The sequence below is a fragment of the Streptomyces sp. NPDC056738 genome (genome assembly GCF_042790435.1).
Lineage (GTDB): Bacteria > Actinomycetota > Actinomycetes > Streptomycetales > Streptomycetaceae > Streptomyces.
Genome location: NZ_JBHTZF010000003.1, coordinates 287002 through 310878, shown reverse-complemented (window position 1 = coordinate 310878; position 23877 = coordinate 287002). Strand labels below are relative to the sequence as shown.

Here is a 23877-nt window from a genome sequence, read left to right as displayed (position 1 = left end):
GGCCGTCCTTGTGAAGCGCGGAACGGACAGGCCGGAGGCGATTAAACCGCCTCCGGCCGTCAGGTCTGTGAGATGTGTGTGAGATATCCGCGAGGGGTCACGGCCCGTCGGAGCTGGTGCTCTCGCCCGCCAGCACGATGCGTCGGACCTGTTGGCGCGTGTAGCCCGTCGCCTCGCAGATGTCCTTCTGCGGCAGGTCGTCCGCGTTCGCCTGCTGGATCGCTACCGCGAGTTCCTGCCGCAGGACTTCTGTCCGCTGTTCGGCTTCCCTGAAGCGCTGCGCGAACTGCGCTAGTGATCGCTTATCCATGACACATAGTGTTCCATTGGCTTCCATGGAACATGAGGTTACCTAGATGCGCGAAAAAGTCCATGGCTGTGAGCCTTGACGATGGAACATGATGTTCCCTAAAGTGGAGGTGTCGGCAAGGGAGACCAACCCCGACAACGCAAGCGGCCCCCGCCGGTGTTGGAGCACCGAACGAGGGCCTCACGGATCAACCTGACTCAACCAGGAGAACCGCGTGCTTCAGCTTCTCATGACCCCCCGCACCGCTCGGACGGTGCGCGGCCTGATCGGCGCCGTCGTCGGAACCGCCGCCGACGCCATCCGCTCCGTCATCGCCCCGGCCTCCCTCGTCACCGAGCAGGCCCAGCCCGAGGCGCCCGCAGTCGCCGAGGCCCCGGACCCGGCCGGCCTGTACGAGGCCGACGAGATCCCCGCCGTCGAGGCCATCGAGACCGCCGCCCGCGAGTACGAGCGCGCCGCCGACCAGGCCCGCCGCGCTGACCGCGGCAAGCGCGCCGCGAAGAAGATCCTCGACCGCCTCCCGGCTGGCATCTACGGCACGTGGCGCGTCTTCCGCACCCCGTCCTCCCGGCAGACCCCTGACCTCGCCGCCATCACCGCGATCTTCAAGGCCAACAACCTCGGCCCCGTCCCGATGAAGGACTGCGCGCCGAGCCTCAAGGTCGAGCGCATCGAGGTCGCCCCGGCTGACGTCGAGACCCTGGCTGGGGTGGCTGCCTGATGGCCACCCTCACCGCCGACGCTGCCCGGATCCTCGGGCAGCTCGACGCCAACCACGCCGCGAACACCGCGGCCGGGCTCGGCGGCCCCGAGATGGACGCTTTCCACAGCCTCCTCGTCGAGCTGGTCACCGAAGTCCCGGACCCGAGCGCCCTCGTCGGCGAGGTCGCCGACCTCCTCACCGCCCACGTCCACTCCTGCGGCGGTGCCCGGTGAGCGCACTCCTCGACCTCGACAAGGCCATCCCCGCCACACCCGCCGCCGTCCACCAGGCGCTGCGCAAGGCCATGCCCGGCAGGTACACGCCCGAGCTGGCCGACCAGATCGCCGCCGACATCGTCGCCCGCCTCGACCAGCTCCGGCCGCTCGCCGGACAGAACGGCGGCACCCAGTGACGAACCAGACCGAGACGGCCCGCCCCGCGCGGGCCGTCCCCGGCCGGCGTCTCATCGCCGCCGGGCTCATCTCCCGCCGGGTCGACGTCCGCGTTACCGAGGCCGGCGTCACGGGCGCCATTCGCCGGAGGGCGGGCCGATGACCGAGCCCCGCGCCATCACCCTCACCACCTCCGACCACGGCGACGTCTCCCTGCCGGAGCCCTGGTGGTGTTCAGGACACAGCCACCACGACCCCCTGTCCCTGCGTGCTGACCTCATCCACGCCGGCCCCACCCGCGACCTCGTCCACCGCGGCCAGACGCTGCTGTCGGTCGAGATCGTCCAGTCCCCATACGCCGACTCCTCCGACCCGCATCTCGGTGGCCGGACGCCCGGCGTCTCCGTCCACCCGCTCGGCGAGACCCTCAACCCCATCGAGCTGTACACCCTGGCCGCAGACCTCGACCGGTACGCCGACGTCCTACGCGACCTCGCCGACCGCCTCGACACCATCCGCGACGGTGGCCAGTGAGTCTCCGAGACCGGGCGCGCGACGCCCTTTACGGGGCCATGAACACGGACGACGGCACGCCTGCCTCCGCCCGCCGCGCTACCCAGGTCGCCTCCGTGACCGCCCACGCGGCCGCCCACCACGGACACGCCGGCACTGCCGCCGTCATCGCCACCCTCGGCGCCGCGGCCGTCGCCGCTGAAGGCGCGCTCAGCAACTACGTCTACCCGCCCGGCGACTACGCCGGATTCCGAGAGGACGGGAAGCAGTGACCTCCCTACAGACGTGGGCGCATGCCCACCCGACAGCCCTCGTCGGCGCCACGGTGACCCTCCTCATCGCCGTCACGCTCGCCGCCCGCACCGTCCGCAAGACCACCACTCGCCCGCCGGCCGCCGTCCTCGTCGCCGCGCTCGGCGCCCTCGTCTGCACCGCATACTCCGGCGACACCTCGTGGGGGTTCGCCCGCGACCGCCTCGGCATGACCGCCGTCGAGGAACGGTCCGTGATGTTCCTCGCCGCCGAACTGGCTCTCTTCTCCTGCGCACTGATGGCCCGGCAGAACCTCCGCACCCAGGGCGCGCCGGGCACCCCGGGGATGCTGGTCTGGTTCATCACCGGAGTGCAGGTCATCCCGGCCTACGCCGAGTCCGGCATCGTCGGCGGCACGGTCCGCGCCGTCGTCGGCCCGGTCATGGCCGCGCTGCTGTGGCACCTGGCCATGGGCATCGAGTTGCGGCACGCGAAGCCCGGCGCCGATTCGGGCAGCCTGCCCGCGCTGCTCGCCCGGGAGCTGCGCGAGCGGCTGCTGTCTCGGCTCGGCCTCGCCGTCCGTGACCGCACCGCGGAGCAGATCTCCCGGGACCGGTGGACGGTGAAGGCGGTGGGCCTGGCCGCGAAGCTCGCCGACACCTCGCCCGGCGGTCGCGGCCGTGCCCGCCTGTCCCGGCGCCTGTCCGTGGCCGTGGGCAAGGCGCAGGCCGGCGCGAGCGCAGAGCAGCGGGCGAAGCTCCTCGACCTGCTTGCCGCCCGCCGCCACGCCGCGTCCCTCGCGACGATGGACCTCGCCTCGCCGTGGCAGGACGCCGTCGAGGTGACCGTCGAGCAGGTCCCCGAGGAGCGGAAGGAGCTGCCTCCCGCGCGGCCGCCGGTCGTCCCGCCCTGTGTCCGCCTGCTGCCGCTCGTCTCCCGCCCGGGCCCGCGAGTGGTCATCCCCGAGTCGCTGCCCTGGCACTGGAAGGACACGAGCGGCGGCACCGGGCTGGAGCGCGGCGACGCTTCGAAGATGACCACTGCCGTGGCCGCGCAGCCCGGCCGCCAGGTGGTCACCGAGGTGGTCACGATCACCGCGAGCGAGCTGCTGAAAAGGGCGCAGCGCCTCGACCGCGACCGGTCATCTGCCACCGGCCGCCGCGTGACCATCTCCCAGTTGCAGGACGAGTTCGGACTCAGCCGCCGCGAGGCGACCGAGCTGCGCCGCCAAGTGGTCACCCCGGAAGGACGGTGATGGTCATGCGCTGGCTTCTCCTCGGCGCCCTCGCGGGCCTGCTGCTCGCCTACCCGCAGCTCCTCGCCCTGGTCCTCGCGGTCGTCGCCGCCGTCCTGTCCAAGCCCGTCGTGGTGGCGTTCGGCCTCGGCCTCGCGACCCGCCTGTCCGTGCCCCGTGTTCGGAGGTGGGCGCGATGACCGAGCCCAACCCGCTCGCCAAGGCAGAGGCCGCCGCCGCGGAGGCTGCGGTGAACACGGCCGCCGTGCAGGTCGCGCTCGCCGCCGTCGAGCTGGCCAAGCTGTCGCAGGCCCAGCAGCAGGCGCCGGCCTGCCAGCACCATGGCGCCCCTGCCTCGCAGTTCAACGCGAAGAAGTGGCTGGTCATCGGCGGCACCGCGTGCGTCTGCTCGCTCGCCTTCGCGCTGGCCTCGATCGCCATCGCCATCGGCGCGTGCTGCGCGACCGCCTGCCTGCTTGTCCTGCGCTCGATGTGGCGCGACTTCGCCAAGGGCCGCTGACCCTTCCGTCCTCCGCCAACCGTGGCTCAGACGGCCACGGTTGCGGGGGCGCGGTGGGGCCGGACAACCCAGCCCACGACCAGGAGGAACCCGTGAACCGAGAGCAGCACCTGAAGCAGGCGGTCGACGCGCTCGCCCAGGCTGAGACGCTCGCCGGATGGGCCGAGAACGCGGCCCGCGGCGACGGCCCGCACAAGGCTGCCCCCTACGCCGCCGCCGGCACCCTGTGGGACTCGATCGCCCGCACCCACCTGCTCATCGCCGAGGCCACGACCGCCGCCGACACCACCCCGGAGGCCTGACCGATGGCGTTCACCGACAAGGACCCGCACTCCGCGGGCGAGATCCTCCGCGTCGTCGCCCTCGGCATCCGCATCGAGCGCCGCAAGGCCCGCGGCAAGCCCGTGAAGGCGCTGGAGAACCGGGCCGAGCGCATCCGCGAGACCGCGCAGAAGCGGGAGGACCAGCGCGGCAAGAGCCGCAAGAAGTAGCCACGCCCCGGGGACGGCGTCACGCCGGCAAGCAGACCGCCGTCCCCGGGCTCCCGTCCCACGTGAGAGACAAGGAACGCCCAGCATGACGGACACCACCACCCGACCGACAGACACCCCACCGAGCACCCCCGCACCCGCTGCCACCGAGAAGCCGAGCGCGCCCTCGGCCACGGTGCAGCCGATCGCCAAGGACGGACCTCGCCACCGGGTCCGCATCGACCACCTGCGCCGCGTCGTCGTCGAGACCCGCACGAACCCCGCCTACCGCTTCACTGTCCGCCACGGCGCCTACCTCGTCGGCGGGACCCGCATCCTCACCCGCCGCGCCTGGGACTCCCGCACCACCGCCCGGCACGAGCGGTTCATGCGCGCCGCCGAGGCCGCCGGGCAAGAGGACGTGGCCCGCGACTGGGAGCAGCGCGCCTACATCTACCGGCAGTCCCGGCACCGCAGGCGGATGGAACTGCTGCAGCTGGCCATCAACGCCCCGAAGGCCATCGCCATGGCCACCGCCGGCGGGGCGGGCGTCCTGCTGATGCTCGGCATCATGCTCGCGTGGGCCAACCACGACGCCCACGACGTCCTCGTCCCGTTGAAGGCCGTGATCGGCCTGGTCGGCTGGGTCGCGTTCCTCGCCGGCGTCATCTGGGATCCCCTCCTGACGGCGCTGCCGTTCCTCGCGCTCGCCGGGGCGTGGGCGGTCGGACGGCACCGGCAGGCAGCCCCGGCCTGGGCGTTGCCCGGCGACCCCGAGCAGCGGGACGTCGTGCCCGACGAGGGCGCCATCCTGCGGGCGCTCGGCAACCTCGGCATCGCCCCGCTCAACAAGGCCATCAAGGACGGCTGGCAGCCCCGTTGGGTGCAGCCCACCACCCGCTCGGGGAACGGCTGGCACACCCAGTTGCAGCTCCCCCTCGGCGTCACCGTCGAGATGGTCCTCGGGAAGAAGAGCGTCTTGGCCCACAACCTGCTGCGCAAGCCCGTCGAGGTCTGGCCGACCGAGCCGCCCAAGCAGCCTGGCACCCTCGACCTGTGGGTTGCCGACCAGGGCTCCCTGTCCGGACCGGTGCCGCCGTGGCCGCTGCTCACCGAGGGCACCACCGACTACTTCAAGGGCGTGCCGGTCGCGGTGTCGCAGCGCGGCGAGCCGATCATCGGGAAGCTGATGGCGGCGAACTACATGGTCGGCGGGATCATGGGCTCGGGTAAGTCGTCCCTGGTCATCGCCCTGCTGCTCGGTGCGATCCTCGACCCGCTGGTCATCGTCGAGGCGTACGTCATGGCGTACAACACGGACTACGACCCGCTGAAGCCGCGCCTGCGCAAGCTGGTCAAGGGCGACGACGACGAGGACATCGAGGCCGCGCTGAGGGCGCTGCGGAATCTGCGCGACGAGGTGACCCTCCGCGGCAAGTTGCTGGAGGAACTTGGCGAGGGCGCCACGAAGGTGACGCGTGAACTGGCCCTGAAGGACCCGCGGATGCGGCCGAAGGTCGTCGTCTTCGACGAGTGCCACGAGCTGTTCATGCACAAGGAGTACGGCAAGGAGGCCGCTGAGCTGGCCATCAAGGTGATGAAGAAGGCCAGGAAGACGGCCATCACCCTGATCTGGGTCACGGTCTCCCCGACTGCGGACAGCCTGCCGCGCGACGTCACCCGTAACACCAGCCACCGTGTGGCGTTCGCGGTCGGCGACCACGTGGCGAACGACGGGCTGCTCGGCTCCGGCCGGCACAAGGCTGGCATCACCGCGACCACGCTGATTCCCGGCGAGGACGTCGGCACGGCCGTGACTGTCGGATTCAGCAGCAAGCCGTTCGAGGTTGTCCGCGCCCACTACGTGGCCCGTGACCCCGACAAGGGCGTCGACGAGGTGACGCCGGTCGTCGAGCGCGCCATGGGCCTGTACGAGGGCGGGACGACGATCGAGGAGCCGACGTTCCAGCCGGCCGACCCGCTCGCCGACGTGTCGGCCGTCCTCGGCGACGAGGCGCGCGTCCTCGCGCAGGAGGTGCTGCACCGGCTCGCGGCCCGCAACCCGGACGCCTACGGAACGTGGGGGCCGACGGATCTCAAGCGGGCGCTGGAGCCCTACGGGGCCGAGCAGTACAAGAGCAACGGAGTGATGGTCGTCGCCCGGGACCGGGTCCAGGACGCTGTCTTGGAGCGTCTCGCGGAGGACGTCGACGACTTCGACGACGAGTAGGGACGCTCTGGGATCTTGGGGAGTTCTCCCTGATACCTCCCTGGTCAGCCTCCCCTGCGGCGACCTGCGGTTATGCGGGTTCAGGGAGGCCAGGGAGGCTCATCCCTGGGAGGCGAGGAAGCGGGAGACAGGCTGTTCAGCCTCCCCAGGCTCGCCTCCCTCCCCGCTTCCGTACAGAGCCTTGAAGGGCGTGGTCAGCCCTGCGTGAATTCGTGGTAGCTCGCAGGTATGCGAACCCCGCGATCCGCTTGTTCCATCCGCTGAAGGACCTGTTGGGCCTGCTCCCACTCCACGTCGCCGTTGAAGTGGAGGTCTGCGAGCAATCGAGTGGTGTCCCACGTCGTGAGGCTGCGGCGATTCGCAAGGCGGGTTGCGTCCCGGTCGTCGGTCAGCAGGACCGCCCCGGAAAGCTCGTCACGCGTAAGCATCGCGTGAATGGACTCGGCCTCTCCCAGGTGGAGGAATGGCAGGGCACGGGTACCACCGAGTGCGGTTCTCAGACGACCGACGGCTGTCTGGTCGCCCGCCCGGTTGAGTTCGATTGGTTCGCCGAGCCAGCCCTCATCGAGCAACGGCCTCAGTGCCGGATAGTTGTGGACCCATTTGCGAAGTTCCCCGTCCACAGCCTGCGTGCAACGTGACGTGCGTACCTCAAGGCTGGCCTTGAGCATGCCCATATCGCCTGACGCCGCGAAGTTGATCAGAGAGCAGGCGTCGGTCACCAGGATCGTCACGGAACAAACACCGGTTCCTTGTCCTCGGCCACCTCGCTTGCCGCGCCGTCCAGGGCTTCGTGGAGCAGGTCCGGAGCGCAGTTCAGGACGCGCGCGGGCCATTCGGCGCTGATGTCGCCGGCGGCGAATGCTCGCAGTGACCGGAGCACGAGCGCCCCCGGTGGCCGCTGTCTGCTCTGGTGCTTGACCAGCTCGAAGTAGCGGTCCTCCCAACCGCCCTCTCGCGCCGCATCGGCTGCGGACATGCGGGAGAACGAGTTCCGCTCGGCGCTATTGACGAGCCCCAGGTTCTTGAGCCGCCAAGCCAGCGCGTCGGAGGAGACGGTGAACACACCAATCAGGGACGCGAACAGTGTGGGCGTCACCGTGTCTTTGACGCGCTCCCGGATCTCCTGCTCTGGCATGAGCAGCGCGGCTGCGAATGAGTTGGCGCGCATCTCTGGAATGCGGTGGTGCGTCAACATCACATCCCTGTCGACGACGAGACCGTCCGTATCGACATCACCCGCCAGGTGATGTTCGAGTTCGTGAGCCAGCGTGAAGCGCTGCCGGCTCCAGGCGGAATCCGTATTGATCACGATGATCCGGCAGTCCTCGCTCCGCCAGGAGAGGCCGTCGAAACCGGGGCCGAACGACTGGGCGGTGACGTGGATACCGAAGGCGTCCTCGATGGCGCCGGGCATGTCGTCGCGGAAGTCATCCGTGAGGAGCGTCCGTGCGGCATCCGCCAGCGCGGGACCGTCGGCGATCGCGAGTCCGCTGAGAGTGGGGCGCTGCCAGTTAGCGAGCGGTGCAAGAGCCGGAGGGATGTCTAGATCGTTCAACGCGGCTTCGGTCTCGTCGAGAGACTCGGCGCGCTTCACTGCCACCTCCCACCCCGGTGACTTGTCTGAGTCATCGCGAGCGGCGAGAGCTGGCCTCAGCAGCGACTTCCCGCTGACAAGGAAGTCCACGGTCGTGTGGAACTTCTCGGCGATGGCGGCCAGCTCGAAGGTGGAGAAGCGGCGACTCCCGCTGAGGGACAGAGACAGCTTCGTCGTGGTGATTCCGATGGCCTCGGCCAGCTGGGTCTGGGTCATCCCCGCGTCTTGCATGAGTGACCGGACGCGGTTCTGGAGGGCTTCTTCCTCGTTCGGCATGTGTCCAGAGTAGCCGATTTTTTCGAAAATCGAAACACGTTCCACGCCTCTCACCTGCGAAAACGATCTAACGCAGAGTGAAAACTGCTGCTCACGCACACTGAAGATACGGATGCCGCAAGAGGGGATCCGTTGCACCGTTCGACACCGGCGAGCAGAAGGGAACGACGGGAGCCGCTTGGCAAGCGAGCCGCAGAATCGCACAGGCTAGCGAACGAGTGTTCGAGATGCTAGACGTTTCTCGGAGAGGACTCGTCGACTCCAGGACGACTCAAGTGGTGGCCAGAAGCATGATCACGTGAAGAAGATCCCGTGCGAAGACTGTCCTTCCGTCGCCCCTGCTGAGCGGCGCCGTCTCATCCTCGGCGACGAGATGGTCGCCCACATCCAAGAGTGCGTCGACGCCGCCCCAGCGCCGCCGCCCGAGCTGCTCGAGGAACTCCGCCGAAGCATGACCAACCCCGGTGGCGGTCCGCTGGCGCAGAAGGCAGCTCGCTGCTGCAATCCCGACTCGCCAAGCACGCCCGCGTGACCCGCGCTGAACGGCTCGCGATCCTCGGCCCCGAGACCGTCGCCGCCATCAAGGCCCGCGTCGCACTCGCCCCGGAACCGCCCGACGAGTACGTCGAGCACGCCCGCCGGATCTGGACCAACCCCGGCGGCACAGTCCCCAAGACCCGGCCGACAGTAGCCCCGCAGCGGCACAGCAAGGGGGGCAGGGCATGACCGGCGTCTACATCGCCCGAGACGTGGCCATCCGCCAAGCGGCCGAGGCCCTGATTGACGCGGTCCGCGAGCGCGCCGGCCGCACACCTCGGGAGGCGGCCGTCGCCGCCTGGTACCCGGGCCACCCGCTGGTGACGGTCGACGCGATCGAAGCGGAGATCGTGCGCCGCCGCGCGGAGTCCACACCCGAGGCCGTCGCATGACCGCCGAGTCCCCGGCGCAAGCACGCCGGCGGGCACTCCTCGGCGACGAGGTCATCGACCACATCAACGCCTGCGTGGACGCGTCCCCCGAGCCGGAGCCCGGCGCCTGGGTCGACGCCCTCCGCCGGATCTTCAACAGCTCGCCCGTCCCGGAGCCGCAGGCCGCCGTCGTGGCAACCCCCCACACCCCAGGGCCGTCCGAATGAATAGCGATTCGAGGTTCTCCTACGAAGCGGCCGTTCGCCTGCTCGGCCCCGCGGCCATCGAAGAGGCACGGCGAAGGGCCGCTGAAGCCCCGCCCCTTGGCCCCGAACTCCGCGAGCACATCCGCGCGGTCTTCGCCTCGGCACCCGCGCGTGAAGCCTGCCCTTCCCGCACCGGGCGGTGCGGTCGCCCCCTCCGCTGGTGAGATGTGACCGGCGTCCCGTTCCAGCCGCTGCCACGGAACGGGCGAGACCCTGCGGTTCGGGAAGCCGCGGACGTGCCCGCGCTGTCGCGGCCGCAAGCTCAGGCTGCGCCTCGGCCGACGACTCCACAACGCGTGCCGTCGCACCTACGACGCCGGCACCCGCTGACTCACTGACGAAGCCCCGGCCCGATTCCCCCGGCCGGGGCTTCGTCCTGTCAGCAGGCCTACAGGCTGTCCAGGATCTGCGTGCGCCGCTGGGTGTACTCCTCATCCGAGATGAGGCCCTGGCCACGCAGCTGGTCGAGTGTGGCCAGGCGGCTTGCGACGTCAGGCCCAGCCGCCGGTGCGGCCACAACCGCGGGGCCCGCAGGCGGCGCGCCCGGGACCGTTCCCTGGGCAATGTGGCGGCGCAGTTCGTCCGCCAGGATCTTGCCATCGTTCTTCAACACGTTCTGGATGTCCGCCCGGTTGCCCGAGGTGTACACCGTGAGCGTGCCCGTGAGCATGCCGCCCTGCCACTGCACCGAGGAGATCTTCCCGTAGGGGAAGTCCTCGACCGTCTGCTGCATGATCCCGTTCTTGTAGAAGATCAGCCGCAGGTTGGTCATCGCGATCAAACCGATACCGCCGGCGTAGTGCCCTTTAGCGAGCATCTCGACCGTCTCGCCCTCCCACAGCACCGAAGGCAGTCTCTCAATCTCCCGCTTCGCCCCGAAGGTGCCACTCAGTCTCGCAGCGGCAGCGTCGATGTCTGGTCTTACGTTGAACGTCGCCATGACGTCCCCCCTCTCACTTTGTGCCCGGATCGTACAGACCCGTTCGCGACCTCACCCGCCGGGCTCCTCCCCCCGCGCGACCCCTCTGATCTGCGAATATGGCTCGGCCTGCGCAGGGCGACGTCAACTGATCTGCTAACGGGGGAGATCGAAACTATTTACGACACCTCGGACGTGCCTGCGCTGCCGAGGAAGGAAGCTGCGACTGCGCGTCGGGCGGCGAGCGCATAACGCTTGGCAGCGAACCCGTGACGCCGGTGGCCGGTGACAGCGAAGATGCCTCATGCTCTCCGCTCCTCGCATCCTTGGCGTGACCGTCGTCGCCATAGCCCTTGCCGGCGGTGGCTTCGCCGTCGGCCGCCTCACTGCCCCAGACACCAGCGCTTCTGGATCCCAGTGCTCAGAGCCCCGGAAGCTGATCCAGGAGTATGGCGACACCATCCGCGCAGAGCAGGACGCGGCGCAGAAGCGGACTGCGGGCCGAACCTACGCCCACGTGATCCTGCAGAATCCCGAGTGCTTCAGCAGCGAGGACCGGGCGTCCGCGCAGACAATCCTCGACACCATCGACCAGGGAGCGCAGAACGACGCAATCGAGGGCCTCAAGGACTGTGTCGATAGCGCGACCGACGACAACTCCTGGAGCAACTGTTGATGGGTGCCTCCGCATTCGTGGTCACTGACTCGTGGCGAGCCTCGGCCGACGGTCGCTCAATGCGTGGGGCCGAACTCAGGAAGCCGGGTCCCGATGAGGATCAGAGTTCGTCGAGCGTCCCCAGCTCCACCTGGCAGTCAAGGCCGAGCGCGTCGAGGCGCGCCCGCACCTCTTTTCGAACGTCACCCGGGAACCCCGCCGATACCCCGATCGGTCCATCGGAGCCGGGGCGATTGACACGGCTCGGGCCGACGTCGGGAGCAAGGCTCTGCAGGACGGCATGGACTTCGTCGTAGCGGTCGGCGGGGACAGCAAGCGAGACACGGGTGCGGTCGTTCATCAATCCTCCAAGCTGATCAGTGTTACCAGACGTCCGGGCCGCCGCCGCGCCACTCGATCAGCGTCGAGGCTTCCACCCAGGCCGGGTCCGGATCCTCGAGCCCGGCCCGCCGCAGGAACTCGGCGATGTCCCGCAGGCTGTACGCCAGGCCAAGGATCTCTCCGTCCATCCGCACGCGTCGGCCGCCCTGCTCGTCGGTCGGGTACACGATGATCGGCAACGTGGTCATAGGGCCAGCGTGACTTGCCGCAGGTCAGGACGCATCCGGGGCTGCTCCGGGCAGTCCTCCGGTTGGCCCGGCACAGTAATGTGACGGGTCGGGGAAGTCAGGCCCCAGAGCGTGACAGTGCTGGGACGGATGGCCCGGCCGCATCGATTGCAGATACCGACGGCGGGCGTGTCTTGGGCCATGATCTACCTTCCTAGGTGAGAGGCGTTCTCGCCCCATAGGTCAGGCCAGCCCCGGCGGACAGCAAGATGGTCCGAACTTTCTGGGGCGGGGCGCCGACCGCCGAGTTCCCCCTCCACCAATGTCACAACTCGGACACCCCGGACACGCGCCTAACTCTCCTCTGCGCATGATGACCCCTCAGATCAGAAGTCCAGGGGGGACCATGCGCACCCGCACGACCACGGCCGTCACCACCGTCCTGCTGCTCGCCGCAGTCACTGCATGCAGCAGCAGCTCGACCGACGACAAGCCACGTACCGCCAGCGCCAAGACCACGAGCAGGGCGACAGCATCCGCCGCCGCCAAGATCAGCCCGCTCGAAATCGGCGCCGGCCATCACTGGTCCGACACCGACACCGACGGCAGCCACATCAGCGGAACCACGACCGTCATGGGCTACACCCAACCGATCAAGCTGGACGACTCCGCTGGCCTCTCGGACTTCCCCCACCCCGTGTGGGCCCTCCTCGACGTCAAGCTCTGCGCCGACTCCAGCAGCAGCACAGTGATGTCGTCTCAGAAGCCCTGGGCCCTCGGCTTCTCCGACGCCACCCGTATTCAGGCCCCGTTCATCAGTGGCGCGGGCGTACCCAAGCCCGAGTACCCCGTCGAGAGCGCTGCCGTGAAGGCTGGCTCATGCCTCCGAGGGAAGATCCTGTTCTCCATGGAGCGCGGCAGCCGCCCCAACCAGATCATTTACAGCCCCGAGGGTCGCGACCCGGTTGAGTGGTCCGTGCCGAAGGCGTAGGCGAGCGGGCTCCGGATAATTCGCCCGCCTTGTCCGCAGTTTGAGTCGTAGCATCCCGGCATGACAGCGGATGCCACCGCCCGAGAGCGGAACCCATTCCTCGAAGCCGTTGGCCGCGTGACCATCGCGGGCGCGGAACTCGACATCAGCTTGAAGAGCCTGCTCGGTGCGATCGCGCTTGAGCCCACACTGATCATGTACGCGAACAGCCAGAACACCAGCAAGCTCATCGAATTCTGCAAGTTGGCTCTGAAGGTCGGGCATTTGGCAGAGGAGGACATCGCTGAGATCTCAGCATGCCTCGGCCGGGCCGAGAAGTGCCGTGACCGCCGCAACACCATCGTGCACGCCATCTACGCGCCGGACGAGTCTGGCAACGGCATCGAGGCGATGAACCCGATGGGTAAGAAGCTCGGGTACCGCGTGTCCTCCATCTCCGTCGAACAGATGGAGGATCTCGCGGACGAGGTAGCCGTGCTGCGCGACGACATGTTCCGCGCAGGGTGGAACGCGCGTACCGGAAAGATGCCTGGCATGCGCTCGATTCCTCCGCGCGCCCCTGAGCAGACCGTCAACGGGGTCACTCCCAAGAGGTAGCCGATGCGCGCCCGCTGGACGTCCCACGGGCGCCCTGTCGGATTCGCTGCGTGGCGGGCTACGGTGCGCGCCACCGTCTACCCGAGGGGGACCTCATGACTCGCAAGCTGTGGAAAGTCGGCACGAACTCCGGCAACGACGGATGCCCGACGCTCTACACCGAGCCCGGCACGGACACGTACGTCGTGCAGGGCAACCCCGTCACCGACGACGCCGAGGTGGCGCAGCTCGACCTCGCGGACGGCGAGGCCGCGGTCACCGTGCCCCGCGAGCTGCTCGCCAACTTCGGCCCGAGGGGACCCGTGCACGTGCCCCAGCTCATCAGCTTCGAGGACTTCAGCGGCATGTTCGCCAAGCTGCAGCACTCCGCCTGGCGCCTGGAGACCCGCCGCCGCTACGCCTCCGACGAGGCCACCGACACCTACGCGCAGTTCCTCGCCGAGGGCCGCGTCGACTGGGACCTCGACGACCCGTGGTGCGCCGGCCGCCGCGAACAGTCCGCCCTCGGCAAGAGGTTCGAGCGGGTGCGGATCCTCGACGAGCCGCCCACCGTCGGGCAGCGGTACCTCCTCGACAACGCCCGCCGGAACACCGCGGTGGGCGAGGACATCCGCATCCTGGCCCGCGCCCGTGCTGACGAACTGGGCCTCCCGCGTGAGGACTTCTGGCTCTTCGACGCGCGAGTGGTTGCCCTGCTCCACCACGACGACGCTGACAACCTGACCGACGTCGAGCTGATCACCAACCCCATCGAGGTGCTCCGCTACGCCCAAGCCCGCGAGGCTGCCTGGCACTTTGCGGTGCCCTACGACCAGTTCAGCGGGTAGCTTCCCAAGCGTGGCAACGGACTTCCAGCAAGCCCGCGAGGCGCTCGGCCGCCGGCTCCGTGAGCTGCGCGGCCAGCGCACCCAACGGGCCCTGGCTGCCCTGCTGGACTGGCCGCAGGCCAAGGTCTCCAAACTGGAGACCGGCCGACAGACCGCCACCACGGAAGACGTCACCGCATGGGCCGAAGCCACAGGCGCCCCGGAGACGGCCGGAGAACTCACTGCCCGACTCCAGGGCCTGGAGACGCGCACGCGGTCCTGGAGACGCCAACTGCGGGCCGGGCACCGCCCGGTGCAGGACGTCCTCACCATCGAGTACGAGCGCTCCACAGAGCTGCGGGCGTGGCAGGGCGCCATGGTCGTCGGCCTGCTGCAGACCCCGGACTACGCGCGCGCCGTGTTCACCCAGTACGCGGAGCTGCACCAGTCGCCCCGCGACGTCGAGGACGCCGTCCGCGCCCGGGTGCGCCGGCAAGAGCTGCTGTACCAGCCGGGCCGCACCTTCCACCTCCTGCTCTGGGAAGCAGCGCTGCACGCGGGCGTCGCACCGCCAGACGTCCTCGCAGCGCAGTTGGACCGCCTCGGCAGCGTGATCGGCCTCGACACCGTCCGGCTCGGGATCGTGCCCTTCAGCGCGCAGGTCGGCGTCCCGCCGGCCAACGCCTTCTGGCTGTACGACCAGCGCCTCGCCATCGTCGAGGACTGGCACGCCGAGCTGTGGCTCAACGACACCGAGAGCTGCGCCCTGTACCGCCGCGTGTGGGACACACTCGACCAGGCCGCGGTGTACGGGACCCATGCCCGGAGGCTGATCGCACGGGCGCGCAGCCAGTTCGCGGACCGGCCGTAAGCATCACGGCGAATCGCCGAGGGGCGCGGTCGAATATTCGCGAATCAGAGCGGGCCCTGATTCTCGCCGCTCCCTAACTTGCTGGTCATGGCCTTACAACCTGCCCCCTATGAACGGCAGGCGGGACAGGACTGGCTCCTCGCCTGCGCCGACATCCCCGCCGAAATACGGTCCCTGTGGGATGCCGACGAACTCGGCCCGTTCCCCACCGGTGGCCACTGGATGGTCGCCGAGACCAGCCTCGCGCGGACGATGGACGCCCTCAGGCGCGTCGACCAGCCGCGCCGCGGCCCGGTCCTGGGCGACGTCACCACGGGCCTCGGCTGGTGGCTCCTGCCGCCCACGCTCGGCGAGGAGCTGGACGACGTCTGCACCCTCACCGTCCGCCCGCGCGGCTGGGTACTGCGCTGCCCGCCCGTGCTCTACCCGGTGCGCGGCCGCGTCTGGCTCGAGCGCCCGGACGGAACCGGACGACTCACCGACCCTCTCCTGCTCGGCGCTGCGCTCGGTCCCGGCGGCGGGCCCCGACTCCCCGCGGAGGCATTCGTATGACCCTCACCTCAGCCGAGACCACCGACGGCGCCCTGCTCGAACGACGACGGCAGAGGCTGATCGAGTCGGCGACGTCCGACCGGGAGCGGGCCGCCGCGCAGGCCCTCATCGAGGAAGAGACCATCCTCGCCCGCGAGAACGTGCTGCGCGCGCTCGGTCTCCTGGACGTGCCCAGCGAGGCGCACGTCCGATGGGAGGGGCTGATGGGCCGCGTGTATGGCCTCGGCCTGGACGAGGAGCAGCGGGCGTTCCTCGGCCTCGTCCTGTCGATGGTGGGCATCGGGCACGTCACCCTGGCCGCGGTGTCCGATCTCGGCGAGCGGCGCCTGGCAGTGATGCTGCGAGCGGTCGCCCGCCTCGCGGGCAACGACACGCTCGCCGTGGGCACCCGCATCTGAACTCTCGCGGCCGGCCCCGCGGTCGGAGGCGAGTAGGGGCCGACCCGCCCCCTGGGCACAGGGCGGGCCGGTGACGGCTGTCCGCCCGCCCTCAGCACCCCAGGCGATACGAGGGCGGGCGGGCTTCAGGCCGGCGGACGCGCGGCTACCGTCCTCGCGGCGGGTTTAGGACCTGCTGGACGTTGCCTCCACGAGCACGGACCATCCGGCGGAGCTCGGTCAGGAGGAACTCCTCGTACCGAGAATTGGTGGTTCCCTGAATCTCCAGCACCACCTTCACCTCCCGCTGGACGCCGCCGACCGCAGCTCCAGGAGCAGGCGCCCGGTGGGGGGTGTTGAGCATCGACGTCCACGGGGCGGCCGCCTTGCGCCGGCTGTCCGGGTTCGACCACACCCTGGATCCGACCGGCAGGTCCGCGAGCTCGGGCCCGTGCTCGCCCACCCACGTCAGCCCCGACCGGATACCGCCCGACGCGGCCATGCCGACGATGCCGCCCGCGGCCTTCTTCCCGAACGCGGCCTCGATCGCCTTCTCCATGGACTTGGCCAGCTTGTCCATGGACTTCTTCAGGCTGTCCTGGCTCTTGGTCAGCATCTTGACCACCGCGGTCTGCGCCTTGATCGCATCCCCGTACACGGCGTCAGCGGCCGTGCCGCCAGCGCTCTTGGCGTACGTCACGGTCTGCGAGCGCAGCGTGTTCAGCGAGCTGATCTCCGACGCCGAGGCGCCCATCAGCGCGCCCGCAGTCTCCAGGCCGCCGCCCTCGATCCCGGCGTTCGCGATGTCCTCGATCAGCCCCTTGTCGACGCCCTTCGCCTTCAGCGTCTTCAAGGCCTCCGCGAACGCCTTCGCCTTGTCGCGGGACTGAGTGGCGTTCCCCATGATCGACGCGACCGTCATCGGCGTGCCGCTCGTCGCACCCTTGGTGATGTTCGCCGACGAGAGGACGCCGCCCTTCACCGAGGACGACAGCGAGGAGGCACTGCTCTTGAGGTCGTTGAGCTTGTCCTTCGCCTTCCCCAGACTCGCCGTCACCTGGTTGAGCTGCTTCTCCTGCTTCAACAGGGCCCGGCCCGTGGCATCGAGCTGCTTCAGCAGCTTCGACTCCGTGCCCCCGTGAGTGGCCTTGAGGATGATGCCGCGCCACTGGTTCAACGCGTTCACCAGCGACGACACACTGTCCGGCTTCGCCAGCGCCGACCCGAACTCGCTCCGCTGGTAGCCGGCCGCCTGCCCGAAGTGGGAGATCGTCAGGTCACCGCGCGCGTCCTTGCGTGCCTCCTGCTCGGCCTTCGTCCGGGCGGAGACCTTGCCGCCCTTTGCGAACCGCGGCATGGCCAGGCGGCCCTCGTTGAGCAGGTGCATGAACCGCTCGCCGTACCGGTCGACCGCGGCCTTCTTCATGACGAACTCGCCATTGGACAGCCACGGCGCGAACACGTCGTCCGAGGTGCCAGTCCCTGGGCCGGTGACCTTCCCGCCGTCCGCGTACCCGTGCTTGAACGAGGACCCGGTGAACAGGCCGCCGGTCGCGCCGACGACGTCGTGCAGCGACTGCCCCTTCGGGATGCTGCCCGCGACCGAGTACCGCGTGGTGATCGTGTTGGTGACCCAGGTGTTGGCCCGTTTTCCGTTGATCGCGTTCATCGCCCGGTTCACCGCAGCGATATTGCCGAGCGCCTTTCCGTTCGCGGTGAACACCTGGGTCCGGCCATCCTTCAGCGTCTTCGTCTTGTACCCGACTGCCTCCAGCGCCTTGATCGCGGCCGCGTTGAGAGTCGACACCGTGACCTGCTTCGCGCCCGGCGTCTTCCGGATCTCCGACTCCACCTCCTTGAGGCCCGCCACGGCTTCGGCCTTCTCTGCCTTGATCAGCGTCGTGATGCTCTCCGGCGTCCCCAGCAGCGTGTTGACGTACTCGGTGGCCTTCTTCTTGTTCCCGTCGAACCCCTCCGTTGCGAGCTTCATCATTTCCGTGCGCAGAGTGGATGACTTCTCCGTCATCGACGCCAGGGATTCGTTCGCAGCGACGCCCGACGCGATCATCTCGTCGTTGGCTTTCGCCGCCGCCGACATGGCCTGACCGTTCTGTTGGCCGGCCTTGGTGTGAATGTCGAGGGTGGCGCCGTTCTTCTTGAACGACTCCGACAGGTTGTCGATCCCCACCTCGAATGCGATCTCGGAATCGTAGGCACTGCGGTTGACGTCGTTGAGAGCGATGAGGCTGGCGCGGAGACCGTCTGCCGCACCCTTCTGAGCGTCGAGTTTCGCCTGGGCAAGCTGCGCAGCCTGACCGAAGGAACCCATGGCCGCTGCCGCAAGTTCCTGCTCGAACTTCTGATCCGCGAGCGCCTTCCTGTAGTCGTCGAGCTTCGGCTTGATGTCCGAGACATCGTGGCCCTGCGCCTTGTACTCAGCCGAAATCTTCTTGAGCGCAGCCGCAGCCAGCTCGGAATTCCCGCCCTTGACCAGATCCGCCAGCCCCTTGTCGGCGGCGTCGAGGTCTTCCTTCCATTTCTTGACCGGCGTGGAATCCATGCCGATCAGATTGGTCAGGAAGTTCTGGACCTTGTCGACGTTGCCCATGTGGGACAGGTTGTGGATTGCGTCGCTGAGACCGCCAAGATCCTTGCCGTAGACGCGCAGCGCCTCACCGGATACCTTGCCGGACTGGCCGAGCCGCCCGATCGCTGTGGACATCTTGTCGACGTCCGGCGGGGCCTCCCTGCCAATGTTCGACAGCTTCGTCAAGACGACAGCCAGCGCAGCGATACCCGCCACGACAATGGACGCCTTCGCCGCCGTGCCCAGGGACATGAACGCAGCACGCAACCCGGCCAGCCCGCCACCCGCAGCGGTCGACACAGCCGACAGCGTGCCGATCCGGGTGGCCAGCGTCTGCACGCCGCCGCTCACTGCCGCGATCCCCGCCCCGCCCAGCTTGATCAGCTTGAACGCGGCGTACACCGACATCAGCGTGCCGACCAATTCCGGGGGGACCGCAGCAGCGATCTTGGCCAGAGCGTTGACGAGCGTCAGCATTCCCGGCCCGGCCTGCGCCGCGCCCTCCGCGAGCGTCGCCACTGCCTGGCTGACATTGGAGAGGAGTTCCTTCACCGCCGGGCCCTGCGCCCGCGCGTACTCGAAGAAGCTCGCCATCGGCCCCGACGCGTCGCCCTCGGAGAGGACCCGCATGAAGTGGATCGCCCGGTCGGTCGCACCCTTGAGCGTCTGATTCGCGAAGTCGTTGACCCGCTTCGACAACCCGTCGAACGCGGCCGTGTTGACCGCGCCACCTGCCACGGTGACGAGCCGATCCAACTGGGTGGAAGCGCCCTTGACCATAGGCGAGAGCTTCGGGAGCACCTGCCCGAGAACGGCGAAGCTCTTCTCTACCGGTGCCATCGTGAACTTCGCCATCGAGTCCGACCAGGCCGAGGTCTGCTCGCGCAGCCCTTGCCACGCCATCGAGGCCCGCTGCGTCGCCGCCGGCATCCCGGCCAGCGTCCTCGCTACTTCAAGCTGCGCATCCGCCGCCTGCTTCGACCCTCGCCCAGCCTTCTGGACTGCGCTGCTGTACGTGTCCTGCGCCTTCGCCGCGTCGGACAGGTTGCCGATCTGCGGCTTCAACGCCGCCCCGAACGCGGCCACCGCCAGCCCCGCCGCACCCGCCTGCACGGCAATCGGGGCGAGCGACGCCGCGACCGGGACCGCGGCCGGAGCCAGGCTCAGCATGGACGCCCGGATGTCCACCATCGACTTCGACATCAGCGAGCCCGACCGCTGCACGTCGTTGCTCGCCGACGCGAACCGGCCCTGCATATCCCGCAGGTTCCCGTTCACATCCCGGAAGCCCTGCGCCGTCTGGTTGTTGACCCGGACTGTGATCGTCACGTCATCCGACACGACCTCCACCCCCTTGCGACTCGGGGGCCGACATCAGCAGGTGGGCCAGCTCGATGTCGTCAGGCGCCGCCCACGAGGGGAGCAGGCGCAACGCCTGCAGCAGCGTGGCCACCTCGCCCACTGACCACTCCGGCCCGTCCGGCTCCAGCCCGAACCCCTCAGTGAAGGCGGAGAACATCCGCATCACCAGCGGATGCTCGACGTTGCACACCGCGGCCTGCCGCCGCGCCTCGGCCACGTCCTCGTCGGTCATGCCGAGGATCTCCAGGGTCATGTGAACGTCGGGCAGCCCGTTGACCTCGATGATCGTGCTCGGCGTCGCCTCCACGGGAGCGGCACCCCGAGGCCGCTTCTGCCGCCTCGCCTTCCGCCGGCTCACGAACGTCCCCCGCTCGTGAGCACGTCCGTCGCACCGTCAAGGAGCCGCATCCGCACCCGGGTTACGTCCGCCCGCATCTCCGGCCGCGCGCTCCAACGGCGCACCGTCCGCCCGGACACCCCGATCTCCGGCCCGATCTCCTCCGTCGGCCGGCCCATCGCCAGCAGCACCGCCGCCCGCAGCCGCGGGGGCAACTCCATCTGTCCAACAGCGTCCATTGTTGTCCACCTCCTACAAGGAGAGTACGGCTGAATGCATCTCTTCATGCGTAAGTCAGCGCTCGACATTGGCGGGTTCTCACAAAACGGCGGCGCCCGGCCCTCCCCTTCAGGAAGACCGGGCGCCGCACCCGCGCGAAGCCGCTCAGCGGCCCCTCTCCGCCCGCACCAGCGCGAGCACCTCATCCCGGCCCCGCGCCGCCGTCACACCCCCGCAGGGAGGCGCAGAGAACCGGGCCAGCGGATGCCGCGGCTGCAAGGCATCCCGCTCGGCCTGCTCCAACTGCTCCGTCGTCACCGCGATCACGGCGCTCCTCCTCATCAGTTCGTCTGCCCGACTGGTCACTTCGACGCCTGCAGTGCCTGATACGCGTTGACCACACGCGGCAGCTCGGGGTGCTTCACGACCGGCACCGCGGGCACCCCCGACATCAGGCCGTCCCCCCGCTGCTCCCACGCCCGATAGCCGAGCAGACCCGCCAGCGACGCCCGCACCGGACTCGTATGCGGCAGCCTCGCCTCCGCCACCCGGTCCGCCACCCACAGCAAAGCCCCCGCCGGCGCGAGACCCTCATACGACGTGCCCCGCACCCGGACCGCGGTGGTGAACAGCCCGCGGCCCCCGCCCGTCGTTCCGTCCAACCCGAGCCCGGCCGCCGCCAGCGCGTCCGCGTGCCGGCCAACGAGCCCGTCATACGCCTCCGCGGCCGTCATCAGAGCCACGAGCGCCCGCTGTGCCACCTCGGCCGACTGCTCCAACTCCTTCCGGGCTGCGGCCATCTCCTTCCCCGCCGCCGTGATCTCCTTCGCCGCCGCCTTCTCCCGCTCCTCCCGCGTCGCCGCCGCCTTATCCGCCGCGACCTGCTCCTCGTACTTCTCGCGCAGCTCCCGTGCGCTGGCCCGCAGCCGGGCCGCTAGCTGGGAAGCCTCCGTCAACTCCAGCGCCGCCACCTCGCTGTAGGGCGCCGACTCCAACCGGGTCGCCGCTGCCTCACGCGCCTGCTCCTGCTCGGCCGCCCGCTCCTCCGCCTTCTCCACCTGCCGTGCCGTGATCTTCATGACGCCTCCGTTACCTTCTGCCTCGATCTACCAGTAACCGGGTGGACATACGTCCGCCCGGAAGTCCTCCACCACCCGGGGGCCCGCCGCTACCCGGGCGCTGCGGCAGCAGCTCGGCGCCGCAACGACGCCCGCTCCAACCGCGTCGTACCGCCCCACACCCCCCACAACGCCGGCCGGTCGAGCGCGTATGAGCGGCAGGCCTCGAGGTAGCCGCACCCCGCACACAGAGCACGCGCCCCCACCGGCCGCACCCCATCCGCGAAGTACGCCTCCGGATCCACCCGACACGGGGCCTCCGGCCCGCCCGCCGCCACGAACTCCGGCACCCCCAGCCGCACAGCCGGACGGGCCCCTGGCGCCCCACTCACCCGCGGCTCTCGATGTGCCAGTTCAGTGCCAGCGTGGCGAGCCCGGCCGCCGCGAACCCCGCGATCGACGACCACAAGAACGCCGACGCCGACAGCAGCCCGAGCCCCACCGCGTCCAACAGAACCGACCGAGCCGCCCGCACCGACCGCACCAGCCGCTCCACACGCCCGCTCACCGCTGCGCCTCCCGCCACCGCTCAGCCGCCAACACCAACGCCGCCTGCCGCCGCGGATCCCCGGGCTCCAACCCATGCCACGCCTCCGACCCGTACTCCGGAACCGTCAACAGCCCAGCGATCTCCTCGCGCGCCCACGACGCCGCCTCACCCTCGCCCGTCACCGCCGGCCCTCCTCGCTCCGCTCCAGCACCCGAGCAATCCCATCCGCCAGCAACCGCCGACGCTGCCGAGCAGACGCACCCACCGGAATCACCACCGTCACCGGACCCCGACCACCCAGCCGAGCCTCCGCCTCATCCACCGCCGCCATCACCCGCTCGACATCCAGCGGCTTCACCGCCACCGCAGCACGCACCCGCTCCAACTCCGCCACGAACACCGGATCCCTCAACCACGAACGCACCGTGCCCGGATGCACACCCACCTCATCCGCCGCCGCCCGCTGCGACTTACCCGCAGCCAACGGCCACAGCGCCGCCACCCTCTTCCGCGGATCACGCCTCGTCATACGTCGCCTCCTCGATGCAGCGGCCCACTCGGGCCATCCAGCTCCTTGATGAACGGCCGCCCCCGCGGACACGCCCGCGTCCCCCGCATCGGCGGCAACCGCCCCGCCGTCACCCCCCACCGCTCCGGCAGCGTGTAATCCATCAGCCACCAGTACCGGCGCCACGCCGTCGTCGCCGACAACCCCAACTCCGCCCCCGCCGCCCGGAACGTGAACCCCCGCCCCAACACCAGCTCCGCCACCGCCAACCCCTCTCTCGCCTTCACCCCGAAATCCAGCCGAAGCCGCGGATACGGACCACCCCGCCGAGGACCACGTGGGCCAGGCACCCGACACACGGAGAAGGTGAAACGTGAATCGCCAGACTCCGGCGGCGACGACTGCTGGGACATGGGGCCGAACTCCTCTCGTGCTACTGGTCGTCGACCTCGGCGGCCTGGCGGCGCTGCTCGGCTTCGGCGAGGTTGCGGAGCTTGCGGGCGTGCCGGTGGGCGAGGCCGCGCTGACGGGCTTGGGCGAGGGAGTCACGGCGTTCCTTCGCTGCCTGGATGCGGACGCGGGCCGCGGCAATGCGGGCCTGTACCTGCTGCTCGACGTGGGACTCGGTCACGAGGGCTCCCCCCGCCCGATGACCAGCCAGCACCGGGAGTTGCCGCTGCCGTCGCGGTGCACGTACCGGTCCAGCTCACGGAAGTACGAGGAGTCCCCCGAGCAGACCGGGCACGGCACGGTCGCGGCCACGGTCGCCCGCATGCTGCCGCGGGGGTGGAACGCGATGGCCGAGGCTTCGCGGTCTTCGGGGTACGGGTAGTAGGTCGCGGTCTCGGCCTGGTCCGGGTGCTCGCGGAACAGGGTGCTGTCGAGGGCGCTGCGGGCGTCGTCAACCGCGCGAGCCGCGATGCGGAGCTTTCGGGCGGGAAGCGCCTCGGCGCCGGCCTGGGGGTAGGCGTTGGCGAGTTGGGTGAAGCGGTGGGCGAGTTCGTCGCGGATGGCAGCGAGGGAGCGGCCCATGTCGGTGTGCTGCCGAGGGGACAGTCGTTGCTTGCGGGTCATGACACTCCGTTCGGGGGGACTGGGGGGGACAGGGGGGACGCCGGTTGTCCCCCCTTCCCTCGCGCGGTACGCGAGTCGAATAGTTTTTGATCTTGATTTTTATTTATGCAGGTCAGGGGCTTGGTTGCGCATGCAATAGTTTCGGTTCGGAACTTGTTTTTGTCTCCGAGAGGG

The 23877-nt window shown here is 69.5% G+C and carries 37 protein-coding genes; 22 read left to right on the top strand and 15 right to left on the bottom strand.

All coding sequences use genetic code 11. The annotated features are described in order from the left end of the window. Positions 1-97 precede the first annotated feature (97 nt). On the bottom strand, positions 98-310 hold the full coding sequence (locus tag ACFRIC_RS08825) for a hypothetical protein (RefSeq protein WP_382781593.1): 213 nt from the start codon (positions 308-310) through the stop codon (positions 98-100). 214 nt (positions 311-524) lie between these two features. Between ACFRIC_RS08825 and ACFRIC_RS08820 the strand changes: the two genes are divergently transcribed. The 11 genes from ACFRIC_RS08820 to ACFRIC_RS08770 all read left to right on the top strand — a co-directional run bounded on the left by ACFRIC_RS08820 (position 525) and on the right by ACFRIC_RS08770 (position 6624). Beyond that, positions 525-1031: a hypothetical protein gene (locus tag ACFRIC_RS08820; protein WP_382781590.1), complete on the top strand. Its 507-nt coding sequence runs from the start codon at positions 525-527 to the stop codon at positions 1029-1031. Further along, complete coding sequence (locus tag ACFRIC_RS08815; RefSeq protein ID WP_382781587.1) at positions 1031-1246, top strand: hypothetical protein; 216 nt, start codon at positions 1031-1033, stop codon at positions 1244-1246. Before ACFRIC_RS08820 ends, ACFRIC_RS08815 begins: the two co-directional genes overlap by 1 nt. Continuing rightward, the gene (locus ACFRIC_RS08810) at positions 1243-1425 is read left to right on the top strand and encodes a hypothetical protein (protein WP_382781585.1); all 183 of its coding nucleotides are present in this window, start codon (positions 1243-1245) and stop codon (positions 1423-1425) included. Before ACFRIC_RS08815 ends, ACFRIC_RS08810 begins: the two co-directional genes overlap by 4 nt. A 139-nt stretch (positions 1426-1564) precedes the next feature. Beyond that, positions 1565-1939, top strand: a complete 375-nt coding sequence (locus tag ACFRIC_RS08805; protein WP_382781582.1) for a DUF6907 domain-containing protein — start codon at positions 1565-1567, stop codon at positions 1937-1939. Between the two features lie 38 nt (positions 1940-1977). After that, on the top strand, positions 1978-2190 hold the full coding sequence (locus ACFRIC_RS08800) for a hypothetical protein (protein WP_382781579.1): 213 nt from the start codon (positions 1978-1980) through the stop codon (positions 2188-2190). Continuing rightward, on the top strand, positions 2187-3425 hold the full coding sequence (locus ACFRIC_RS08795; protein WP_382781577.1) for a hypothetical protein: 1239 nt from the start codon (positions 2187-2189) through the stop codon (positions 3423-3425). The genes ACFRIC_RS08800 and ACFRIC_RS08795 overlap by 4 nt, the downstream gene beginning before the upstream one ends. Before the next feature lie 5 nt (positions 3426-3430). Next, entirely contained in the window at positions 3431-3604 is a 174-nt protein-coding gene (locus tag ACFRIC_RS08790) for a hypothetical protein (protein ID WP_382781575.1), read from the top strand. Next, a complete protein-coding gene (locus ACFRIC_RS08785; protein WP_382781572.1) occupies positions 3601-3924 on the top strand; it encodes a hypothetical protein in 324 nt (107 codons plus the stop codon). The genes ACFRIC_RS08790 and ACFRIC_RS08785 overlap by 4 nt, the downstream gene beginning before the upstream one ends. A 92-nt stretch (positions 3925-4016) precedes the next feature. Beyond that, positions 4017-4226 (top strand): hypothetical protein, encoded by a 210-nt coding sequence (locus ACFRIC_RS08780; protein WP_382781569.1) that lies wholly within the window; start codon positions 4017-4019, stop codon positions 4224-4226. A gap of 3 nt (positions 4227-4229) precedes the next feature. Beyond that, positions 4230-4415 carry a hypothetical protein gene (locus ACFRIC_RS08775; RefSeq protein WP_382781566.1) on the top strand — a complete coding sequence of 62 codons (186 nt, stop codon included), beginning with the start codon at positions 4230-4232 and terminating at the stop codon, positions 4413-4415. An 85-nt stretch (positions 4416-4500) separates the two neighbouring features. Then, the gene (locus ACFRIC_RS08770; protein ID WP_382781563.1) at positions 4501-6624 is read left to right on the top strand and encodes a cell division protein FtsK; all 2124 of its coding nucleotides are present in this window, start codon (positions 4501-4503) and stop codon (positions 6622-6624) included. 194 nt (positions 6625-6818) lie between these two features. Here ACFRIC_RS08770 and ACFRIC_RS08765 read toward each other — a convergent pair whose 3' ends face one another. Continuing rightward, positions 6819-7358: a hypothetical protein gene (locus ACFRIC_RS08765; protein ID WP_382781560.1), complete on the bottom strand. Its 540-nt coding sequence runs from the start codon at positions 7356-7358 to the stop codon at positions 6819-6821. Then, entirely contained in the window at positions 7355-8497 is a 1143-nt protein-coding gene (locus tag ACFRIC_RS08760; RefSeq protein WP_382781557.1) for a helix-turn-helix domain-containing protein, read from the bottom strand. Before ACFRIC_RS08760 ends, ACFRIC_RS08765 begins: the two co-directional genes overlap by 4 nt. Before the next feature lie 298 nt (positions 8498-8795). Between ACFRIC_RS08760 and ACFRIC_RS08755 the strand changes: the two genes are divergently transcribed. From ACFRIC_RS08755 to ACFRIC_RS08740, 4 genes are read left to right on the top strand one after another with little or no spacing between them, the layout of a single operon-like run. Next, positions 8796-9029, top strand: a complete 234-nt coding sequence (locus ACFRIC_RS08755; protein ID WP_382781554.1) for a hypothetical protein — start codon at positions 8796-8798, stop codon at positions 9027-9029. Continuing rightward, complete coding sequence (locus ACFRIC_RS08750; protein WP_382781552.1) at positions 9026-9223, top strand: hypothetical protein; 198 nt, start codon at positions 9026-9028, stop codon at positions 9221-9223. Before ACFRIC_RS08755 ends, ACFRIC_RS08750 begins: the two co-directional genes overlap by 4 nt. Then, on the top strand, positions 9220-9426 hold the full coding sequence (locus tag ACFRIC_RS08745) for a hypothetical protein (protein ID WP_382781551.1): 207 nt from the start codon (positions 9220-9222) through the stop codon (positions 9424-9426). Before ACFRIC_RS08750 ends, ACFRIC_RS08745 begins: the two co-directional genes overlap by 4 nt. Then, positions 9423-9632 (top strand): hypothetical protein, encoded by a 210-nt coding sequence (locus tag ACFRIC_RS08740; RefSeq protein WP_382781549.1) that lies wholly within the window; start codon positions 9423-9425, stop codon positions 9630-9632. Before ACFRIC_RS08745 ends, ACFRIC_RS08740 begins: the two co-directional genes overlap by 4 nt. A gap of 427 nt (positions 9633-10059) precedes the next feature. Here the strand turns inward: ACFRIC_RS08740 and ACFRIC_RS08735 are convergent, their stop codons facing one another. After that, a complete protein-coding gene (locus ACFRIC_RS08735) occupies positions 10060-10611 on the bottom strand; it encodes a PH domain-containing protein (RefSeq protein ID WP_382781546.1) in 552 nt (183 codons plus the stop codon). Between the two features lie 310 nt (positions 10612-10921). On the opposite strand from ACFRIC_RS08735, the gene ACFRIC_RS08730 reads away from it, so the two are divergent. After that, on the top strand, positions 10922-11266 hold the full coding sequence (locus ACFRIC_RS08730; protein WP_382781544.1) for a hypothetical protein: 345 nt from the start codon (positions 10922-10924) through the stop codon (positions 11264-11266). A 100-nt stretch (positions 11267-11366) separates the two neighbouring features. Here ACFRIC_RS08730 and ACFRIC_RS08725 read toward each other — a convergent pair whose 3' ends face one another. Together ACFRIC_RS08725 and ACFRIC_RS08720 are read right to left on the bottom strand one after the other, a co-directional pair. Then, complete coding sequence (locus tag ACFRIC_RS08725; protein ID WP_382781541.1) at positions 11367-11606, bottom strand: hypothetical protein; 240 nt, start codon at positions 11604-11606, stop codon at positions 11367-11369. Between the two features lie 22 nt (positions 11607-11628). Beyond that, a complete protein-coding gene (locus tag ACFRIC_RS08720) occupies positions 11629-11835 on the bottom strand; it encodes a hypothetical protein (protein WP_382781540.1) in 207 nt (68 codons plus the stop codon). Between the two features lie 385 nt (positions 11836-12220). Between ACFRIC_RS08720 and ACFRIC_RS08715 the strand changes: the two genes are divergently transcribed. From ACFRIC_RS08715 to ACFRIC_RS08690, 6 genes are all read left to right on the top strand, one after another. Beyond that, positions 12221-12805: a hypothetical protein gene (locus ACFRIC_RS08715; RefSeq protein ID WP_382781538.1), complete on the top strand. Its 585-nt coding sequence runs from the start codon at positions 12221-12223 to the stop codon at positions 12803-12805. Positions 12806-12865: 60 nt separating this feature from the next. Continuing rightward, complete coding sequence (locus tag ACFRIC_RS08710) at positions 12866-13402, top strand: hypothetical protein (RefSeq protein WP_382781535.1); 537 nt, start codon at positions 12866-12868, stop codon at positions 13400-13402. Between the two features lie 95 nt (positions 13403-13497). After that, positions 13498-14229, top strand: coding sequence for a DUF6879 family protein (locus ACFRIC_RS08705; protein WP_382781532.1), 732 nt, complete (start codon positions 13498-13500; stop codon positions 14227-14229). A 10-nt stretch (positions 14230-14239) separates the two neighbouring features. Continuing rightward, positions 14240-15079, top strand: a complete 840-nt coding sequence (locus ACFRIC_RS08700; protein WP_382781529.1) for a helix-turn-helix domain-containing protein — start codon at positions 14240-14242, stop codon at positions 15077-15079. Positions 15080-15166: 87 nt separating this feature from the next. Next, positions 15167-15631 (top strand): hypothetical protein, encoded by a 465-nt coding sequence (locus tag ACFRIC_RS08695; RefSeq protein WP_382781527.1) that lies wholly within the window; start codon positions 15167-15169, stop codon positions 15629-15631. Further along, complete coding sequence (locus ACFRIC_RS08690) at positions 15628-16029, top strand: hypothetical protein (protein WP_382781524.1); 402 nt, start codon at positions 15628-15630, stop codon at positions 16027-16029. The genes ACFRIC_RS08695 and ACFRIC_RS08690 overlap by 4 nt, the downstream gene beginning before the upstream one ends. A gap of 145 nt (positions 16030-16174) precedes the next feature. On the opposite strand, the gene ACFRIC_RS08685 is transcribed toward ACFRIC_RS08690, so the two are convergent. The 9 genes from ACFRIC_RS08685 to ACFRIC_RS08645 all read right to left on the bottom strand — a co-directional run bounded on the left by ACFRIC_RS08685 (position 16175) and on the right by ACFRIC_RS08645 (position 23703). Next, positions 16175-19936, bottom strand: a complete 3762-nt coding sequence (locus tag ACFRIC_RS08685; RefSeq protein WP_382781521.1) for a phage tail protein — start codon at positions 19934-19936, stop codon at positions 16175-16177. After that, entirely contained in the window at positions 19926-20264 is a 339-nt protein-coding gene (locus tag ACFRIC_RS08680; RefSeq protein WP_382781518.1) for a hypothetical protein, read from the bottom strand. The genes ACFRIC_RS08685 and ACFRIC_RS08680 overlap by 11 nt, the downstream gene beginning before the upstream one ends. Before the next feature lie 47 nt (positions 20265-20311). After that, on the bottom strand, positions 20312-20533 hold the full coding sequence (locus tag ACFRIC_RS08675; protein WP_382781515.1) for a hypothetical protein: 222 nt from the start codon (positions 20531-20533) through the stop codon (positions 20312-20314). A gap of 342 nt (positions 20534-20875) precedes the next feature. Further along, entirely contained in the window at positions 20876-21592 is a 717-nt protein-coding gene (locus tag ACFRIC_RS08670; RefSeq protein ID WP_382781512.1) for a hypothetical protein, read from the bottom strand. A gap of 89 nt (positions 21593-21681) precedes the next feature. Continuing rightward, entirely contained in the window at positions 21682-21876 is a 195-nt protein-coding gene (locus tag ACFRIC_RS08665) for a WhiB family transcriptional regulator (protein ID WP_382781509.1), read from the bottom strand. 83 nt (positions 21877-21959) lie between these two features. Beyond that, positions 21960-22139, bottom strand: a complete 180-nt coding sequence (locus ACFRIC_RS08660) for a hypothetical protein (RefSeq protein WP_382781507.1) — start codon at positions 22137-22139, stop codon at positions 21960-21962. Between the two features lie 160 nt (positions 22140-22299). Further along, a complete protein-coding gene (locus ACFRIC_RS08655) occupies positions 22300-22650 on the bottom strand; it encodes a helix-turn-helix domain-containing protein (protein WP_382781504.1) in 351 nt (116 codons plus the stop codon). Positions 22651-23062: 412 nt separating this feature from the next. Then, the gene (locus ACFRIC_RS08650; protein ID WP_382781502.1) at positions 23063-23260 is read right to left on the bottom strand and encodes a hypothetical protein; all 198 of its coding nucleotides are present in this window, start codon (positions 23258-23260) and stop codon (positions 23063-23065) included. Beyond that, positions 23257-23703 (bottom strand): hypothetical protein, encoded by a 447-nt coding sequence (locus ACFRIC_RS08645; RefSeq protein WP_382781499.1) that lies wholly within the window; start codon positions 23701-23703, stop codon positions 23257-23259. The genes ACFRIC_RS08650 and ACFRIC_RS08645 overlap by 4 nt, the downstream gene beginning before the upstream one ends. Between the last annotated feature and the right edge of the window lie 174 nt (positions 23704-23877).

Coding starts and splice junctions, on each gene's coding strand:
- ACFRIC_RS08690 (WP_382781524.1), top strand. CDS start 15,628: ATGACCCTCACCTCAGCCGAGACCACCGACGGCGCCCTGCTCGAACGA.
- ACFRIC_RS08710 (WP_382781535.1), top strand. CDS start 12,866: ATGACAGCGGATGCCACCGCCCGAGAGCGGAACCCATTCCTCGAAGCC.
- ACFRIC_RS08725 (WP_382781541.1), bottom strand. CDS start 11,606: ATGAACGACCGCACCCGTGTCTCGCTTGCTGTCCCCGCCGACCGCTAC.
- ACFRIC_RS08800 (WP_382781579.1), top strand. CDS start 1,978: ATGAACACGGACGACGGCACGCCTGCCTCCGCCCGCCGCGCTACCCAG.
- ACFRIC_RS08675 (WP_382781515.1), bottom strand. CDS start 20,533: ATGGACGCTGTTGGACAGATGGAGTTGCCCCCGCGGCTGCGGGCGGCG.
- ACFRIC_RS08805 (WP_382781582.1), top strand. CDS start 1,565: ATGACCGAGCCCCGCGCCATCACCCTCACCACCTCCGACCACGGCGAC.
- ACFRIC_RS08815 (WP_382781587.1), top strand. CDS start 1,031: ATGGCCACCCTCACCGCCGACGCTGCCCGGATCCTCGGGCAGCTCGAC.
- ACFRIC_RS08825 (WP_382781593.1), bottom strand. CDS start 310: ATGGATAAGCGATCACTAGCGCAGTTCGCGCAGCGCTTCAGGGAAGCC.
- ACFRIC_RS08760 (WP_382781557.1), bottom strand. CDS start 8,497: ATGCCGAACGAGGAAGAAGCCCTCCAGAACCGCGTCCGGTCACTCATG.
- ACFRIC_RS08770 (WP_382781563.1), top strand. CDS start 4,501: ATGACGGACACCACCACCCGACCGACAGACACCCCACCGAGCACCCCC.
- ACFRIC_RS08735 (WP_382781546.1), bottom strand. CDS start 10,611: ATGGCGACGTTCAACGTAAGACCAGACATCGACGCTGCCGCTGCGAGA.
- ACFRIC_RS08720 (WP_382781540.1), bottom strand. CDS start 11,835: ATGACCACGTTGCCGATCATCGTGTACCCGACCGACGAGCAGGGCGGC.
- ACFRIC_RS08655 (WP_382781504.1), bottom strand. CDS start 22,650: ATGACGAGGCGTGATCCGCGGAAGAGGGTGGCGGCGCTGTGGCCGTTG.
- ACFRIC_RS08740 (WP_382781549.1), top strand. CDS start 9,423: ATGACCGCCGAGTCCCCGGCGCAAGCACGCCGGCGGGCACTCCTCGGC.
- ACFRIC_RS08790 (WP_382781575.1), top strand. CDS start 3,431: ATGCGCTGGCTTCTCCTCGGCGCCCTCGCGGGCCTGCTGCTCGCCTAC.
- ACFRIC_RS08785 (WP_382781572.1), top strand. CDS start 3,601: ATGACCGAGCCCAACCCGCTCGCCAAGGCAGAGGCCGCCGCCGCGGAG.
- ACFRIC_RS08775 (WP_382781566.1), top strand. CDS start 4,230: ATGGCGTTCACCGACAAGGACCCGCACTCCGCGGGCGAGATCCTCCGC.
- ACFRIC_RS08705 (WP_382781532.1), top strand. CDS start 13,498: ATGACTCGCAAGCTGTGGAAAGTCGGCACGAACTCCGGCAACGACGGA.
- ACFRIC_RS08695 (WP_382781527.1), top strand. CDS start 15,167: ATGGCCTTACAACCTGCCCCCTATGAACGGCAGGCGGGACAGGACTGG.
- ACFRIC_RS08745 (WP_382781551.1), top strand. CDS start 9,220: ATGACCGGCGTCTACATCGCCCGAGACGTGGCCATCCGCCAAGCGGCC.
- ACFRIC_RS08715 (WP_382781538.1), top strand. CDS start 12,221: ATGCGCACCCGCACGACCACGGCCGTCACCACCGTCCTGCTGCTCGCC.
- ACFRIC_RS08645 (WP_382781499.1), bottom strand. CDS start 23,703: ATGACCCGCAAGCAACGACTGTCCCCTCGGCAGCACACCGACATGGGC.
- ACFRIC_RS08670 (WP_382781512.1), bottom strand. CDS start 21,592: ATGAAGATCACGGCACGGCAGGTGGAGAAGGCGGAGGAGCGGGCGGCC.